Genomic DNA, 15496 nt, shown 5'->3' with positions numbered 1-15496 from the left:
TACACTGGCGTGCCGTGATGATCACCCTGGACCATGTCAGCAAGAAGTACAAAGCGTCGGCCCGCCCGGCGTTGGATGACATCAACGTCAAAATCGACAAGGGTGAATTCGTCTTCCTGATCGGCCCGTCGGGTTCGGGCAAATCGACGTTCATGCGGCTGCTGCTGGCCGAGGAGACGCCCAACACCGGCGACATCCGGGTCTCGAAGTTCCACGTCAACAAGATGCCGGGCCGGCACGTTCCGAAGCTGCGCCAGGTACTGGGCTGCGTGTTCCAGGACTTCCGGCTGCTTCAGCAAAAGACGGTGTTCGAAAACGTTGCTTTCGCGCTGGAAGTCATCGGCAAACGCAGGGAAGCGATCAATCGGGTTGTGCCCGACGTGCTCGAGACGGTCGGCCTGTCCGGCAAGGCCAACCGGCTGCCGCACGAGTTGTCCGGCGGCGAGCAGCAACGGGTCGCGATTGCCCGCGCATTCGTCAACCGGCCGCTGGTGCTGCTGGCCGACGAGCCCACCGGCAACCTCGACCCCGACACCAGCAAGGACATCATGGATTTGTTGGAGCGGATCAACCGCACCGGCACGACGGTGCTGATGGCGACGCACGACCACCACATCGTCGACTCGATGCGGCAGCGCGTCGTCGAGCTGTCGTTGGGCAGGCTGGTTCGCGACGAACAGCGCGGCATCTACGGAATGGATCGCTAAGTGCGCTTCGGTTTCCTGCTCAACGAAGTCCTGACCGGTCTTCGTCGCAATGTCACCATGACGGTCGCGATGATTCTGACGACCGCGATCTCGATCGGTCTGTTCGGCGGCGGCCTCTTGGTCGTCTTGCTGGCCGACCACTCGCGTGCCATCTACCTCGATCGCGTGGAAACGCAGGTCTTCCTCACCGAGGACGTCTCCGCCAACGACCCCGCCTGCGGAGCCAACCCGTGCAAGGCGTTGCGGGAGACGATCGAGAAGCGCCAGGACGTGAAGTCCGTGCGGTTCCTCAATCGCCAGGACGCTTACGAGGACGCTATCCGGAAGTTCCCGCAGTACAAGGACGTTGCGGGAAAGGATTCCTTCCCAGCGTCGTTCATCGTCAAGCTGGAAAACCCCGAGCAGCACAAGGACTTTGACACCGCGATGCAGGGCCAGCCCGGTGTGCTATCGGTGCTCAACCAGAAGGATCTGATCGACCGGCTGTTCGCGGTCCTGGACGGCTTGAGCAACGCCGCCTTCGCCGTCGCCCTGGTGCAGGCTGTCGGCGCGATTCTGTTGATTGCCAACATGGTTCAGGTGGCGGCGTATACCCGGCGCACCGAGATCGGGATCATGAGACTGGTCGGGGCCAGCCGCTGGTATACCCAGCTGCCGTTCCTGGTGGAGGCGATGTTCGCCGCGGCCGTCGGTGTGGGCATCGCGATCCTGGGCTTGATCGTGGTGCGGGCGTTCTTCCTCGACAACGCGCTAAACCAGTTCTATCAAGCCAATTTGATCGCACGGGTCGACTACGCCGACATCCTTTACATCTCGCCGATTCTGTTTTTGCTCGGCGTGTCGATGGCCGGCCTGACCGCCTATGCGACGTTGCGGCTCTACGTGCGGCGGTAGTAGCTGTGGCCAATAACTCGGGCCGGGACAAGGCCGCGGGCGGCAAGCGTGGCAGCAAACAGATTGTGGCCACCAATCGCAAAGCGCGACACAACTATTCGGTCATCGAACTTTTCGAGGCCGGAGTGGCTTTGCAGGGCACCGAGGTGAAGAGCCTTCGGGAGGGGCACGCGTCACTGGCCGACGCGTTCGCAACCGTTGACGACGGCGAAGTCTGGTTGCGCAACTTGCACATTCCCGAGTACGAGCATGGTAGCTGGACCAACCATGAGCCACGTCGCAATCGAAAGTTGTTGTTACATAGGCAACAAATCGACAGACTGGTCGGCAAGATACGTGATGGTAACCTCGCCCTCGTGCCGTTGTCTCTGTATTTCTCCGAAGGAAAGGTCAAGGTCGAGCTCGCGCTTGCACGCGGCAAGCGAGCGTACGACAAGCGCCAGGACTTGGCCCGCCGCGACGCGCAACGCGAAGTGCATCGCGAGATGGGCCGGCGAGCCAAGGGCATCAACTGATCGGGGCGGCTTACGCCCAGCTGTCGGCCGTTACCTACGGCGTCAGCGATTTCGTGGGCGGAGTAGCCGCTCGACGGGTAGCTGCGCTGCGAGTGATGCTCGTGGCCTACCCGATCGAGACAGTGTTGACCGCCGCGCTGGCCATCGCCGTGGGCGGACCAATCCAGACGGGCGCGGTCGTGTGGGGCTGTCTGTACGGCATCGGCATGGCGTTCGGCGTCTGGGCGTTGTTCGCCGCGCTGGCGGCCGGGCCGATCTCGGTGGTCTCACCGCTGGCGGCCGTGCTCAATGCCGCGGTGCCTGTGGCGGTCGGCGTGGCGCTGGGGGAGCGGCCCGGCCAGGCGGCTTCGCTGGGTGTGGTGCTGGCCCTGGTCGCGGTCTTACTGGTCAGCCGCGAGGCGAGCGTCGACGGCATCACGCCGTATCGGTTCACACCGAAGGTGGGCTGGCTCACGCTCCTCGCGGGATCGGCGATGGGGCTGAACCTCGTTTTCCTCCATCAGGCGCCCCAGGAGTCCAAGCTCTGGCCACTGTTGTTCGCCCGGGTGTCGGCCACCGCGGTGGTGTTCGCCATGGCCGCGATCAGCAAGAATCTGCGATTGCCGGGCGGGCAGCCGCTGAAGCTGGCACTGGGTGTCGCCCTGCTGGACATCTGCGCCAACGTCACGATGCTGCTCGCGCTGCACACCTGGCTGCTGTCGTTGGCCAGCATCCTGATCTCGCTGTACCCCGCGGCGACGGTGGTGCTGGCGATGGTGGTGCTGCGCGAGCGGCTGAGCCGCTCCCAGGGGGTCGGCATGGTGTTGGCCATGGGCTCGGTGGCGATGATCGCCGCAAGCTAGGCAGTGATCGGCCTAGGATCCGTCCATGGCCACTCGTCAGATCACCGAACTCGATAAATCCGACGTCCTGTCCGGTCTCTTCGCCGTGTGGGACGACATCGACGCGCTGCTGGACGGGTTGCCCGAGAGTGGCTGGTGCGCGGCCAGTCCGCTGCCCGCGTGGGACGTAAAGGCCCTGGTGTCGCACATCATCGGCACCGAGTCGTTCCTGGCCGGCGTCGCACCTCCGCAACCAGACGTCGACGTCTCCGCGCTCGACCACGTGCGCAACGACATCGGTGCGATGAACGAGTGCTGGGTGCGTCATCTCAGCAGTCTGCCCGGCTCAGAGGTTCTCGAGCAGTTCCGCTCGGTGACCAAGGATCGCCGCGCGGCCCTGACCGCCCTGTCGGATGAGGAGTGGCAGGCGGTCACCGCGACGCCGGTGGGCCCGGAGAGTTACGGGCGGTTCATGCGGGTGCGGGTGTTCGACTGCTGGATGCACGAGCAGGACATGCGCGAGGCGCTGTCGCGGCCGTCGTCCGACAGCGAGCTCGACGGGGCCGCGTCGCAGCTTTCCCTCGACGAGGTCGCGGCGACGATGGGATACGTGGTGGGCAAGCTGGCCAAAGCGCCCGAAGGTTCACGCATTCTGTTCGAGCTGACCGGCCCGGTGGCCCGCAACATCCACGTCAGCGTGGACGGCCGGGCTCAGTTGGTCGACGACTTCGGCGGCCAGGAACCGACCGCGACGATCCGGATGGACGGGCTGCAGTTCACCAGGCTTTCCGGCGGGCGCCCGATGAGCCCCGCCCGCAGCCAGGACATCGAACTCGACGGCGACAAAGACGTGGCCACGCAGGTCGTCGAGCACCTGAACTTTGTGATCTGACCGCAGCCTCGTACGGAAGATAATTCCGTTGCCGCTGGTTGAACACGGCGTACCATGGATTGTCCTGCCGAAAGTCGGCGGGGATGAGCGAAGAACGCATAGACAAGGGGCTGAACGGTTTCGACTTCGCGCATCGAATCAAGGGAAGCGTGCCGGTGCAGGCAAGAGACCACCGTAAGCGTCGCTGCAAATATATAAGCGCCGATTCACATCAGCGCGACTACGCTCTCGCTGCCTAAGCGACAGCTAGTCCGTCAGACCGGGAACGCCCTCGGCCCGGACCCTGGCGTCAGCTAGAGGGATCCACCGGTGAGTCCGGTCGCGGGACTCATCGGGACATACACAGCGACTGGGATCGTCATCCTGGCTAGTTCGCGTGAACAGGAGATCCGAGTAGAGGCATAGCGAACTGCGCACGGAGAAGTCTTGAGGGAATGCCGTAGGACCCGGGTTCGATTCCCGGCAGCTCCACCGAGTTCCTGGCTGAAGGCCTGGCTAGGCCGCCCCGGGTGTGGGTAATGATCCCAGAATTCCCAGCACTACCGTCCAATCGGGCGGTGCCGGCGGCGGCGCCTGCACGACTGGTTCCGGTGGACGCGAAGGACAGTAAGACGCCTCCGCCAGGGTTGCGAACTGAACGGCGCTGGACATCGTGAATCCTGGATTGCTTGCCGAAATAGCCGAGATGACGTCGCTTCGGCCCTGACCTTGGTTCTCCCAGTCGCAGACCTGTTTGGCGGCCGCAACGGCCTCGGGCCCGCTGTGATAGGTAATGCCGGCTTTATCGAGCGCACCCAGGAAGCTCGAGTCCGGGCCGGGATCGGCGGGCGCTGGCGCGGCCAAGCCGATTGCGGCGGTAAGGCTCGTCAGCGCTACAAGCGTTCGCATGGCTCTATCTTCGTACGAGTTCCCGCTGGTGTCTCAGGCGTCAGACGAACCAAGAGCGAACGACGAGCCGACGGCAAGTGAAGCGGAAACACCTGAGTCCGGTGGCGCTGAGCAGACACGCGATCAACTGATTTGTACGGTTGATCGGCGCCGTCAGAGAGTTGGCCGATCGCGCCCTCGAGCTGCTGGGCACCGGTGTGGAGCTGATCGGTCCCGTTGGTCGCGGCGCTCAGCCCGGAGGCCAGCTGTCCGATGTGATTTGCCGCCCCACTCAGCGGCCCGGTGACCGCCGGCAGCAGCGTCGTCGGCGCGCTCGCCCAAACCTGACGGGTTCGTTCTCTGCAGCTCCGCCAAGAAAGTGCTGGTCAAAGCGAAAAATAAGGTATGCGCCGCAACTACGTCAACAGACGCGAATTGGATTATGCCTGGGGTGAGCGGCTTTAATTCTTGTTGCGGGGGCAATATTTCGTTTGCTTGGGATTGCCACCAGTGAAGTCCGGTGATGAACTTTCGCAGCTAGACGAGGAGCTCTCATGACCTATCGCCATCTTGCTTGGGTGCTCGGCGCCGTGGCGGTGGTGGTGGCCATCCTTCCCGTGGAGGCCCATGGCGAACCGCCGACGAAGTGTCTGACCAACACTCCCACGGGCAAGCAGGTCTACGTGCCCTGCGATCTGCTCAACGCCGGCGCCAATTTCCCGCCGGGGCAGCGTTGTCCTCCACCGCTTGAGCAGTACCCGAAAGATGTGGCGGACTGGTGTGGCGAAGGCCCAGGCCTCGCGAGTCCCGCGCCCGCGAGTCCCACGCCCGCGAGTCCCACGCCCGCGAATCCCACGAGCCCAACAGGTCCTACGAGCCCTGTGCGGCCTACGAGCCCTGCGACCCCGACGAGTTCTGCGACCCCGACGAGTTCTGCGACCCCGACGAGTTCTGCGACCCCGACGAGCTCAGCGACCCCGACGAGTTCAGCGACCCCAACAAGTCCTACGAGCCCGACGTCTGCGACCCCAACGAGTCCCACGAGCCCGGAGGTTCCGGGATAGTGCACGCTAAGGACGTCCTGCACGAGGTGGCCCAGTGCGAGGAGCGTCCATGCGCGGCCAAAGATTGCTTCAACTGATCGCCCTCGTCGCGGGGTTGGCCGCATGTAGCAAGGCGACCACTACATCCGCCGGGCCGCCGTCGATCGCCAGCGAGCCGTTCGGTCAGGCGGCCGGGACCCCGGTGAACCGCTACACGCTTAGCAGCGGGCACGGCATGCGCGTGCGAATCCTGGACTACGGCGGCATCATTCAGTCGATCGAGGTGCCCGATCGCACCGGGCGTAACGGCAACGTGGTGCTGGGCTTTCCGACGCTGGACGGCTACCTGAACAACACCGGATCCGCCAAAACCTATTTCGGTGCGATCATCGGCCGCTACGGCAACCGGATCGCCAAGGGAACATTCTCTTTGAACGGCAGCGAGTATCACTTGCCGATCAACAACAACGGCAACAGCCTGCACGGTGGCAGCGCGGGTTTTGATACGAAGGTGTGGCAAGCCAATCAGGAGAGCGGTACCGACAGCGTCGGCCTGAAGCTCCAATATGTCAGTCCCGCAGGCGAAATGGGCTATCCCGGCACGCTGACGACAGCCGTCACCTACACCGTGAACCAGAAAAACGAATTGCGCATCGACTACCGCGCGACCACCGATGCGCCGACGGTGATCAACCTGACCAATCACAGCTACTTCAACCTGGCGGGTGAGGACGCGCTCGACGTCTACGACCAGAAGGTCACCATTCGCGCCGACAACTATCTGCCCACCGATTCGACACAGATCCCGACCGGGCAGATCGCCCCGGTGGAGGGCACACCATTCGATTTCACATCGCCGACCCCGATCGGCGCGCATATCACCGCGAATGACCCGCAGCTGTTGCTGGCCCAGGGTTACGACCATAACTGGGTGATCAACCGCGGCAACAACACGGGGCTGGTGGAGGCAGCCAAGGTCGAGGATCCGCAGACCGGGCGCACGTTGACTGTGTCCACAACCGAGCCAGGGGTGCAGTTCTACACGTCCAACTTCATCGGCGGGGCGTTCACAGGCACAAGCGGGCATATCTACCGGCAGGGCGCGGGATTCACGATGGAGACCCAGCACTACCCGGATTCGCCAAATCAGCCGAACTTCCCGCCCACGACGCTCAACCCGGGCGAGACCTACGATTCGACAACGGTTTTTGCCTTCAACACGGCGTAAGGTTCGACCATGAACGTCGCGGGCAGGGCGCCGGAAATCCGCTATGCCAAGAGCGGCGGCCTGAACATCGCGTTCTCGGTGACCGGAGCTGGACCCGACCTCGTCGTCGCACCCGGCTTCATCTCGCACCTCGACATCATGTGGGAGGAGCCGTCGGTCGCCCACTTCTACTCACGGCTCGCGTCCTTCCGTCGCGTCGTCGCCTTCGACAAACGCGGCACCGGACTCTCGGATCCGGTGATGCACGCGTCGACGTTGGAAGAGTCCGTCGACGATATGCGCGCCGTCATGGACGCGGCCGGATGTGAAAGTGCCGACCTCGTGGGCATTTCGGAGGGCGGCACGATGGCGATGCTGATGACGGCCAGCCATCCCGACCGCGTCAAGGCGCTCGTCCTATACGGCACGTTCTCCCGCCTGCTCGAAGCGCCCGACTACCCGCTCGGCGTGACCGAGAAGCAGCTCTCGGCGTTGATCGAGATAAGCGCCAAGGGCTGGGGCGAAGGCGTGGGACTGGGGGCGTGGGCCCCGAGTCGCCGGGACGACGCCGCCCTGCGAGGGTGGTGGGCGCGGCTGCAGCGCGTCGCCGCCAGCCCGGGCATGGTCCGCAACATCTTCGCGCTCTATCCGCAACTGGACATCCGCGACGTGTTGCCGGCGATCCGGGTGCCGACGCTCGTGCTCCATCGGCGCAACGACCGGATGGTGAGCCTCGAGATGAGTCGCTACGTCGCCGACCGCATCGCCGGGTCCAAGTTCGTCGAGCTCGACGGTGCCGACCACCTGTTCTTCACGGGCGACGCCGACACCTTGCTTGACGAGATCCAGGAGTTCCTCACGGGCGTCCGTCCGCTGCCCGCGGTCGAGCGTGTCCTGGCGACCGTGCTGTTCACCGACATCGTCGACTCCACGAAGCGGGCGGTCGAGCTCGGCGACGAGCGATGGAAGGAGCTGCTCGGTAGGCACGACGCCCAGGTCCGGCGCCAGCTCGAGCGCTTCCACGGCCGTGAGGTCAACACGACGGGCGACGGCTTCCTCGCCCGGTTCGATGGGCCCGCCCGCGCGATCCGGTGTGCCGTGGCGATCCGCGACGTGATGCGGAGCCTGGGTGTCGAGGTGCGGGCGGGCGTCCACACGGGCGAGGTCGAGCTGCGCGACGACGACATCAGCGGCATCGCCGTCCACGTCGCAGCGCGTGTTGCAGCCGCGGCCGCGGCGGGCGAGGTGCTCGTCTCGCGCATCGTCGTCGACCTGGTCGCCGGGTCGGGCCTGAGCTTCGCCGCCCGCGGCGAGCACGTCCTCAAGGGCGTGGCGGGCGAGTGGGGGCTGTTCGCCGTCGACGGTTGACCCCTGCGGGCGGTTTTCTCCGCGCCTTCCAAATCCTTTGTGTTTCTTCCTTGATCGATGGGTGGTGGATCTCCTGAAAGTTCCGTCCGCCCCGACGGAATGTGGCAACGACAGCCGCCGGCACATCCTGTTCCAGTAACGGAACGGACAGCCACTCGCAGGGTCGTACGTGCACCAAATCAACAGCCGCAGCGGTCTTTTCGGCGTCGTAGAAGTATGGCCCGCCGATGCGGCCTAACCAGAACCACCCGTCGGTGTCGCGGGTCCACACGAATGAGCCGTCGTCGAGCTCGGCGAACCGGGCGACCCGACGGACGAGGCGCTCCTCTTCCGCCGGCTGACTTACGCTCTGCCCGAACCCGCACACGCCGAGCCGGCGAGCGCGGTCGATGGCGGCTTGCGGATCGACGGCATCGTTGCGGGATCGCATCGGGGCGCGGTAGACGGCGACCATCTATCAGGTGCCGGCTTCGATAGCCGCGACTCGTGCGGCCGCATCGGGTCCGCAGAAGCGCTGGAGGTCCGCTCCGCCCGCGGCCAGCAGATCGTCGACGCGGCGCTTGAGGTCACCCGAGGAGAGGTGGGCATACAGACTCGCGCCCGGGCACGAAGTCTGGGCTAGGTCCCGGTGGCCCGCCAACGTGTCGGTTGCGATGCCAAAGTTCCGCGCGGCCCAGGCGAACGCCAGCGCGGCCCCCCGCAGTTGGGCCTCCGACACGGCCTCCTGATCGAAGTCTCCTTCGCAGAGGACCAGAAAATGGCCGGTCGTGTTGTAGTCCGTTGCAGTGTCGCCCGCCAACTCGGTGTTCCGCAGTTCATAGATGTTGCCGTTGCGGTCGACGCCGACGTGATAGGCAATGTCGATCCATCCGTGCTGGTCTTGGTGATAGCGCTGGTCCTGTCTGAGGTGGCCCGGGGCGTTGCGGTTGTCACCGAGGACGACGGCCTCGTGGTGGAGGGTCATGCGGGTGATGGTGTGGGGCTTTCCTCCGGGGCGGGCTGGGCGCGCGCCCCACGCGTCTCGGCATAGCAACGGTGCCGAACTGGTCGCGGTCAGCTTGGCACTGGTCGGTGCCGAACTCAGACCCGAATTTGGCGTGCAGGCGCTGACCATAGACGCCACTCCGACGCTGCCGGCCAGCCCTAGCAGCTGGCGGCGGCTGACGAAGTCCGGCCGTAGATCGGACCGGCTGGGCGCTGGTTCACACACCGTCTTCACCATACGAGGTGATAGCCGGGCCGAGGCCGGAGAATGCTCGGACCGCCAGCAGTTCGACCACTCGAGGTGAGGGGCGTGGCCTCGCCAAACGGGCTAAGCTTCACTGCGCATCACCGCAGACAGAAAAGGGCGCCCTTCGTGGCCGATGAGTTAAAAGTAGATCCCGTCGCTTTGCACGTCGGGAGCAACCACATCCTCAACGCCGTTGGTGAGGCCGCTTCGGACTTCGTCAGCCACGAGGACGGGCTGGCCGAGGCCGCGCCGGGCTGGGTCGGGTCCTCACAGCTTGCGTTGGCCGAGCTCGCGGCCCGGTGGGAGGCCCGACACAATCAGCACAAGCTCCAAGTGGGCGGTTTGGGGATCCACGTGGGCGACGCGATGGTCAACTTCGTCGAGAACGAGGATGCATCGGCCCAGGCGCTCAGGTCGGTGCAGGGACGGGAGTAGCGGGTGGCGCCCCTGACTCCTGCCGACGTCAAGCGCTGGGATCTCAACGCGATTCACTCGGTTTTCCAGACGGCCAGCGGACGCGCTAATACATTGCAGCGCTTGGGCGACAGCCTGCAGCAGGCCCACAACGTTCTCGCCGAATGGCAAGGGGAAGCGGGGGATGCTTTCCGCGCCGACGTGGGCAAGATTCGCCGCGACATCGAGGCGGACGGCGCGGAGTCGCAGCGGGTGGCGGCGGCGGTGTCGCACGCCGAGGCGGACGTGGGCGCGTGCAAACGCGAGCTGGATGACGTCGAACGAGCCGCTCAGGCCAACGGCTGGTCCATCACGCAGGACTGGCGAATCGACGTGGGCCCCAACGGGATTGGGACGAATCGAATCGACCTCGCCCAGGAACTGCAGATATTGCAAGGCGAGCTCAACGCCTGCAAGGTGCATGCCCACAACGCCGACCACGAGCTCGCCACCGCGGTTGGCGCGTCCGTTGGCGACGTACCGCTGGATTCCGTGGGATCCCAGCCGGGTGGTGCGCCGCCGCCGCAAGGTTCACCGAAGCCCGCGCCGGGGGAGAAGCCCCGGACGTGGCAGGACATGATGCTGCCCGGCGGTGCCGCAGATGCGGAGCCCGGCGGTGCTCCGCCGAAGGGACCGCCGGCTCCCGCGGGCGCCGGGGGCAAACCGCCGTCGCTTGAAGACCTCTTGCTGCCGACCGGCAGGAATGATCCCCCCGGCGCTGGTGATCAACAACCTCCACCCGGCAGCCCGCTGGACCTGCTGAGACGGCTTCAACAGCCGGTTGTTCCTGGTGCACTGCCGCCTCCGCCAAAGCCCGCAGAACTGGAGAACGTTAAGGGGATCATCCGCGGAATGCTGCGCAGCGACGGTGTGCCGCCGGATCAGATCGAGGCACGACTAAATGATTACTTGCAGCAGGCCCAGCAATGGATCGCAACCGGCGGGCCCCACTATGTTCCCCCCGAACCACCACCGCCGCCGCCACCGGGATTCGGCGAAGGGTTCGGCGACCGCTGGCTTGCCACCGAACAAGGGATCAAGAACCTCCTCGGTCAAGGAGGACCTGGAGCGCCGGGTGTCCTCGAATCATGGACGCAGATGTTGAAGGGCACCGTCGAGACGGCCCAAAACCCGATTGGCGCGGTGGCCGGGGAAGTCAAGAACGCGTTGGACTCGCCGAGCGCGGCCTACTATCTCGGCGGCAAAGCCTCCGACGCTGCCACGACGCTGCCCGGGCTGCTCTTCGGCGGGGAGGGTGCGGCCGTTAAAGCTGGACTGGGCGACATTGGCACCGGTGCGCTCGAAACGGGTCCGGTGGTTTCATCCCATGTACCGCTCGGCTTCGATCACCCTCCGACCTACAATCCGTGGGCAGCTGGGGCGGCGGAGGATCTCAATTACGCGTTCGCGCACGGAGGGCCCACGCCAGGACTCAGTCAACAACTCGCTGACATGTCGACCCACTACGTGGGCGATAACCCAGACCGGGTTGTCCTCGGCAAGTTCGGCGGCCAGGACGGCGGCTACATCGGCGAAGGCAGAGGGCACGGCGGGATCTACTTCGATACCGGCAACCCGGCGTGGGATGCCATGATCCATGGGCTAAGCCGACCACAAGCCGAAGACCTTACATGGCAAGTCAACGAACAATTCCTCCGAACTCAAATGGAGCGCGGAGTATCTCGTATCGACTACGAATTGCTCGGCAAGTTTTCTTCTGTTGACGATGTTTTAATCGTGGATCCGGATTCTTTCTCAGCTAGAGAGATAGCATTTTTAAAGAGCAACGCAGCGTCATATGGTTATCGGCAAGTCGGGGACTCGTGGGTGCGTATTGCGGACGGAGGAAAATGACGCAAGAATTCTTGCTTGAAGTTCGGTCAATTGTCGAGCCGCTATTAACCGAACTTGGCTTTCAGCTGGATGCTTACGACGGCGACGTGGACGAAGGCGGGCCGAAAAGCTCGGTCGTCTACTTCCGTTCGACGGATTGCAAAATCCAGATATATGACTCGCCCCGAGAAGGTTCCATCAACTGTATGATTGCACCCCTTGACGCTCCCAACGTGTTTGGTCCCACCGATCGCTCCGGGAAATGGCAATACATCGTTATGTTCGCCATAAAGCGGGGTGTTCCACGCGAAGAGATAATAAAAGACAAGCTGCCTGCTGATTTTCCGACCACTACCCAAAGGCTTGAGTGGGTTAGAGGTCGCATCGAGAAATATTTTCCCTTTGCACACAATGGCATTCTCGAAATGGACCGGCCAGAGTACTGGAAATCGAATCCATGAAAATGTTCAGGCAGGCTCTGACCGACGAGTTGGCGCGCAGTCGAGACGCGAAACCAAAACCGCACCTGACGAGCGGGCTGAATCCCGTTAGAGGATAGAACGAACCGGCAGGTTGGTAGGCATTTTTTTGGCGCGCGTATAGCCACGCCACTGCGGAGAAATCGTCGGGAGGCCCTTCTCAGCGGCTTCTCAGCGGTCTGTCCATACGCTGGCGCTCCCATGTTTACAGCAGCTTTTTCGCCCGCCAGGCGCACCCGTCGAGGTCTCGATTAGGTGACGCGGCAATTGGTTTGGACGCATGTTCCGGAGGACACCGACGACTGTCACACGCAACCGATGAGCGGACGTGGTCCGGCTCGATCGCTGCGACCCGCCGAGTTGGCGCACGCCGCGGTGATGGGCGCCCTGTGCGCCGCGATCGCGATCATTGCGGTCATCCTCCCGCACGCGGGGGCGCTGGGACTGCTGGGCACCGTGCCGATGGGTCTGCTGAGCTATCGCTACCGGCTCCGCGTTCTGATCACCGCGACCGTCGCCGCGAGTGTGATCGGCTTCCTTGTCGTCGGCCTGAGTGGGTTCGGGGCGGTCGCCCTGTGTGCCTATGTCGGTGGACTGGCCGGAATCGTCAAGCGCCGCCGTCGCGGCACACCGACCGTGCTCGCGACGTCCTTCGGCGCCGGTGTTGCCGTCGGGGTCACGGTGGTCATCGCGTTGACCTTCCTGGTGCGACTTCGGCAGCTGATCTTCCACACGATCACCGCCACGGTGGACGGGGTCGCGACGGCGATCTCGCGCGTGCCTCATCTACAGGCGTTCGCGCACGGCCTCAAGCAATTCTCCGCCGACGCGCTGCAGTACTGGCAGTGGCTCATCGTCGGATACGCCGTCATTGCGATCATGGGTGCCTCGTTGATCGGTTGGTGGGCGTTGTCGCGAGTGCTGGTGCGCCTCAGGGGAATTCCCGATGTGCACAAACTGGATGCGCCCGTCGGCTCCGGGCCGATCCAGCCCATCCCGGTGCGGCTGGACGGAGTGCGCCTTCGCTACCCGCACACTGACCGCGATGCGTTACGTGCGGTCAGCCTGGACATGCGGGCGGGCGAACACGTGGCCGTCACCGGTGCCAATGGGTCGGGGAAAACCACGCTGATGCTGATCCTGGCCGGCCGCGAACCGACATCGGGCACCGTCGAACGCCCCGGCGCGGTGGGCCTCGGCGAACTCGGCGGCACCGCCGTCGTCATGCAACACCCGGAAAGCCAGGTGCTCGGCACGCGCGTCGCCGACGACGTGGTCTGGGGATTGCCGCCCGGCAAGACCATTGATATCGAACGGTTGCTCGGTGAAGTCGGGCTGGCCGGCCTCGCCGAACGCGACACCGGCGGCCTGTCCGGCGGTGAACTGCAGCGCCTGGCCGTGGCCGCGGCGCTGGCGCGAGAGCCCGCGCTGCTAATCGCCGACGAGGTCACCAGCATGGTCGACCAGCGCGGCCGCGATGCGCTGCTCGACGTGCTGTCCGGTCTGACCGACCGGCACCGAACCGCCCTGGTGCACATCACCCACTACGACAACGAAGCCGAGCACGCCGACCGCACGATCGACCTCAGCGAATCGGCGGACAACACCGCAATGGTCGAAGCAGCACGGGCGCCGGCGCCGACAGCCGCCGTCGTACGCCGATCACACGCACCGGTGCTCGAACTCACCGGTGTCGGCCATGAATACGGCAGTGGCACTCCGTGGGCGCAGACCGCGCTCCGCGACATCAGCTTCGCGGTGCACGAGGGCGACGGGCTGCTGATCCACGGTGACAACGGCTCGGGCAAGTCGACGCTGGCTTGGATCATGGCGGGACTGACGGTGCCCACCACCGGCACGTGCATGGTCAACGAGCGCCCCGCTGCAGAGCAGGTCGGCGCGGTCGTGCTCCAATTTCAGGCTGCCCGCCTGCAGTTGATGCGCAGCCGCGTCGATCTGGAAGTCGCTGCCGCAGCGGGCTTTTCGCCCGACGATCACGACAGGGTGATCGCGGCGCTGGCAGCCGTCGGCCTGGACGCCGCACTAGCGAAGCGGCCCATCGATCAACTCAGCGGCGGCCAGATGCGCCGCGTGGTGCTGGCCGGATTGCTGGCCCGGTCGCCACGGGTACTGATCCTCGACGAGCCACTGGCGGGCCTGGACGCGGCCAGCCAGCGCGGACTGGTGCGCCTGCTCGCGGATCGGCGGCGTGAGACCGGCCTGACCGTGGTGGTCATCTCGCATGACTTCGCCGGCCTGGAGGAACTGTGCCCGCGCATCCTGCACCTACGAGACGGTCGGCTGGAGTCGGGGTCGCCGCATGCGGGGGATACCAACGAGACGGCCGCCCCGGCGGCCAAGCACCCGACCAGCCGCCAGCGCCGCCCAGTCGTGCTGTTGCGCCCGGTACCGGGACGCTCCGCCATCCACGAACTATGGGCCGGCACCAAACTTCTTGCCGTTGGCGCCATTTCGGTGTTGTTGACCATCTACCCGGGATGGGCGGCGATCGGACTCGTCGCCGCCCTGGTTCTCGCCGGAGCCTGGGTCGCACGCATTCCCCGGGGCGCGCTGCCGTCGGTGCCGCGCTGGCTTCCGATCCTGCTGATCGTCGTCGGTGCAACCGCGTCGTTGGCCGGCGGTAGTCCGCAGATCCATGTGGGCGCGTTTTCACTCGGTCTTGGCGGCCTGTTGGATTTCCTGCGCTTCACCGCGCTCTCGGTCGTGTTGCTCGGCCTGGGCGCGGTGGTGTCCTGGACGACCAATGTCGCCGAAATCGCGCCGGCGGTGGCCACTCTGGGTCGCCGGCTGCGACCATTGCGGATCCCGGTCGATGATTGGTCGGTTGCATTGGGACTCGCACTGCGCACCTTTCCGATGCTGATAGACGAGTTCCGCGTGCTCTACGCTGCTCGCCGGTTGCGGCCCAAACAAACACCGCGAACCCGCGCGGCCCGGCTCCGGCGACTGGCGGCGGACGTGATCGACCTCGTCGTCGCGGTCATCACCGTGACGCTGCGGCGTGCGGACGAGATGGGCGACGCCATCACCGCTCGCGGCGGCACCGGGCAGATCTCGGCGGGCCCGTCGCGGCCGAAACGGGCCGACTGGGTGGCGCTCTCGATCGTGTCGGCGGTCTGTGCGGCCGGCTTGACGGCGGGGCTGGTGCTGGGCGTCTAAAGACCT

General features: G+C 65.1%; 16 protein-coding genes, 1 other RNA gene and 2 pseudogenes. 15 read left to right on the top strand and 4 right to left on the bottom strand.

The genetic code is table 11. From position 1 onward, the window contains the following. Positions 1-17 precede the first annotated feature (17 nt). The 6 genes from ftsE to ssrA all read left to right on the top strand — a co-directional run bounded on the left by ftsE (position 18) and on the right by ssrA (position 4303). Positions 18-707, top strand: coding sequence for a cell division ATP-binding protein FtsE (ftsE, locus tag ACQI5H_RS04420; protein ID WP_427078326.1), 690 nt, complete (start codon positions 18-20; stop codon positions 705-707). Beyond that, positions 708-1601: a permease-like cell division protein FtsX gene (ftsX, locus tag ACQI5H_RS04415; RefSeq protein WP_427078177.1), complete on the top strand. Its 894-nt coding sequence runs from the start codon at positions 708-710 to the stop codon at positions 1599-1601. A gap of 5 nt (positions 1602-1606) precedes the next feature. Continuing rightward, positions 1607-2116, top strand: a complete 510-nt coding sequence (gene smpB, locus ACQI5H_RS04410) for an SsrA-binding protein SmpB (protein WP_427078176.1) — start codon at positions 1607-1609, stop codon at positions 2114-2116. A 92-nt stretch (positions 2117-2208) separates the two neighbouring features. Then, positions 2209-2958 (top strand): EamA family transporter, encoded by a 750-nt coding sequence (locus ACQI5H_RS04405; RefSeq protein WP_427078175.1) that lies wholly within the window; start codon positions 2209-2211, stop codon positions 2956-2958. Between the two features lie 25 nt (positions 2959-2983). Next, on the top strand, positions 2984-3829 hold the full coding sequence (locus tag ACQI5H_RS04400; protein ID WP_427078174.1) for a maleylpyruvate isomerase family mycothiol-dependent enzyme: 846 nt from the start codon (positions 2984-2986) through the stop codon (positions 3827-3829). A gap of 106 nt (positions 3830-3935) precedes the next feature. Beyond that, positions 3936-4303: a transfer-messenger RNA gene (ssrA, locus tag ACQI5H_RS04395) on the top strand. 21 nt (positions 4304-4324) lie between these two features. Here ssrA and ACQI5H_RS04390 read toward each other — a convergent pair. Next, the gene (locus tag ACQI5H_RS04390) at positions 4325-4717 is read right to left on the bottom strand and encodes a DUF732 domain-containing protein (protein ID WP_427078173.1); all 393 of its coding nucleotides are present in this window, start codon (positions 4715-4717) and stop codon (positions 4325-4327) included. Continuing rightward, positions 4702-4962 (bottom strand): hypothetical protein, encoded by a 261-nt coding sequence (locus ACQI5H_RS04385; protein WP_427078325.1) that lies wholly within the window; start codon positions 4960-4962, stop codon positions 4702-4704. The genes ACQI5H_RS04390 and ACQI5H_RS04385 overlap by 16 nt, the downstream gene beginning before the upstream one ends. 512 nt (positions 4963-5474) lie before the next feature. On the opposite strand from ACQI5H_RS04385, the gene ACQI5H_RS04380 reads away from it, so the two are divergent. The 3 genes from ACQI5H_RS04380 to ACQI5H_RS04370 all read left to right on the top strand — a co-directional run bounded on the left by ACQI5H_RS04380 (position 5475) and on the right by ACQI5H_RS04370 (position 8314). After that, a complete protein-coding gene (locus ACQI5H_RS04380) occupies positions 5475-5837 on the top strand; it encodes a hypothetical protein (protein WP_427078172.1) in 363 nt (120 codons plus the stop codon). A gap of 104 nt (positions 5838-5941) precedes the next feature. Then, positions 5942-6967, top strand: coding sequence for an aldose epimerase family protein (locus ACQI5H_RS04375; RefSeq protein ID WP_427078171.1), 1026 nt, complete (start codon positions 5942-5944; stop codon positions 6965-6967). A gap of 9 nt (positions 6968-6976) precedes the next feature. Continuing rightward, positions 6977-8314, top strand: a complete 1338-nt coding sequence (locus ACQI5H_RS04370) for an adenylate/guanylate cyclase domain-containing protein (RefSeq protein ID WP_427078170.1) — start codon at positions 6977-6979, stop codon at positions 8312-8314. On the opposite strand, the gene ACQI5H_RS04365 is transcribed toward ACQI5H_RS04370, so the two are convergent. Both ACQI5H_RS04365 and ACQI5H_RS04360 read right to left on the bottom strand, forming a co-directional pair. Then, entirely contained in the window at positions 8268-8768 is a 501-nt protein-coding gene (locus ACQI5H_RS04365; protein ID WP_427078169.1) for a GAF domain-containing protein, read from the bottom strand. The two genes, ACQI5H_RS04370 and ACQI5H_RS04365, sit on opposite strands and share 47 nt — an antisense overlap. Positions 8769-8771: 3 nt before the next feature. After that, positions 8772-9278, bottom strand: a complete 507-nt coding sequence (locus ACQI5H_RS04360) for a peptidoglycan recognition protein family protein (RefSeq protein WP_427078168.1) — start codon at positions 9276-9278, stop codon at positions 8772-8774. A gap of 393 nt (positions 9279-9671) precedes the next feature. Here ACQI5H_RS04360 and ACQI5H_RS04355 point away from each other — a divergent pair, with 393 nt between their 5' ends. The 6 genes and pseudogenes from ACQI5H_RS04355 (at position 9672) to ACQI5H_RS04330 (ending at position 15490) form a co-directional block, all read left to right on the top strand. Then, positions 9672-9980, top strand: a complete 309-nt coding sequence (locus tag ACQI5H_RS04355) for an RNA 2'-phosphotransferase (RefSeq protein ID WP_076121804.1) — start codon at positions 9672-9674, stop codon at positions 9978-9980. A gap of 3 nt (positions 9981-9983) precedes the next feature. Continuing rightward, positions 9984-11852, top strand: a complete 1869-nt coding sequence (locus tag ACQI5H_RS04350; protein WP_427078167.1) for a hypothetical protein — start codon at positions 9984-9986, stop codon at positions 11850-11852. Next, complete coding sequence (locus ACQI5H_RS04345; protein WP_427078166.1) at positions 11849-12292, top strand: hypothetical protein; 444 nt, start codon at positions 11849-11851, stop codon at positions 12290-12292. Before ACQI5H_RS04350 ends, ACQI5H_RS04345 begins: the two co-directional genes overlap by 4 nt. A gap of 336 nt (positions 12293-12628) precedes the next feature. Then, positions 12629-13234: pseudogene (locus ACQI5H_RS04340) on the top strand (ATP-binding cassette domain-containing protein); the annotation flags it as partial. Continuing rightward, positions 13229-13753: pseudogene (locus ACQI5H_RS04335) on the top strand (ATP-binding cassette domain-containing protein); the annotation flags it as partial. The pseudogenes ACQI5H_RS04340 and ACQI5H_RS04335, both read left to right, overlap by 6 nt. Positions 13754-13765: 12 nt before the next feature. Further along, positions 13766-15490 (top strand): CbiQ family ECF transporter T component, encoded by a 1725-nt coding sequence (locus ACQI5H_RS04330; RefSeq protein WP_427078324.1) that lies wholly within the window; start codon positions 13766-13768, stop codon positions 15488-15490. The last annotated feature ends 6 nt before the right edge of the window (positions 15491-15496 follow it).

It is taken from the genome of Mycobacterium heidelbergense, from assembly GCF_050205645.1.
GTDB classification, from domain to species: Bacteria; Actinomycetota; Actinomycetes; order Mycobacteriales; family Mycobacteriaceae; genus Mycobacterium; species Mycobacterium heidelbergense_A.
The sequence above is the reverse complement of the archived record's forward strand: the minus strand, read 5'-3'. Positions and strand labels throughout refer to the sequence as shown.

What these genes read in the sequence shown, in the direction of transcription:
- ACQI5H_RS04330 (WP_427078324.1), top strand. Translation starts at nt 13,766, where the DNA reads ATGGTCGACCAGCGCGGCCGCGATGCGCTGCTCGACGTGCTGTCCGGT.
- ACQI5H_RS04400 (WP_427078174.1), top strand. Translation starts at nt 2,984, where the DNA reads ATGGCCACTCGTCAGATCACCGAACTCGATAAATCCGACGTCCTGTCC.
- ACQI5H_RS04360 (WP_427078168.1), bottom strand. Translation starts at nt 9,278, where the DNA reads ATGACCCTCCACCACGAGGCCGTCGTCCTCGGTGACAACCGCAACGCC.
- ACQI5H_RS04390 (WP_427078173.1), bottom strand. Translation starts at nt 4,717, where the DNA reads ATGCGAACGCTTGTAGCGCTGACGAGCCTTACCGCCGCAATCGGCTTG.
- ACQI5H_RS04370 (WP_427078170.1), top strand. Translation starts at nt 6,977, where the DNA reads ATGAACGTCGCGGGCAGGGCGCCGGAAATCCGCTATGCCAAGAGCGGC.
- ACQI5H_RS04365 (WP_427078169.1), bottom strand. Translation starts at nt 8,768, where the DNA reads ATGGTCGCCGTCTACCGCGCCCCGATGCGATCCCGCAACGATGCCGTC.
- ACQI5H_RS04345 (WP_427078166.1), top strand. Translation starts at nt 11,849, where the DNA reads ATGACGCAAGAATTCTTGCTTGAAGTTCGGTCAATTGTCGAGCCGCTA.
- ftsE (WP_427078326.1), top strand. Translation starts at nt 18, where the DNA reads ATGATCACCCTGGACCATGTCAGCAAGAAGTACAAAGCGTCGGCCCGC.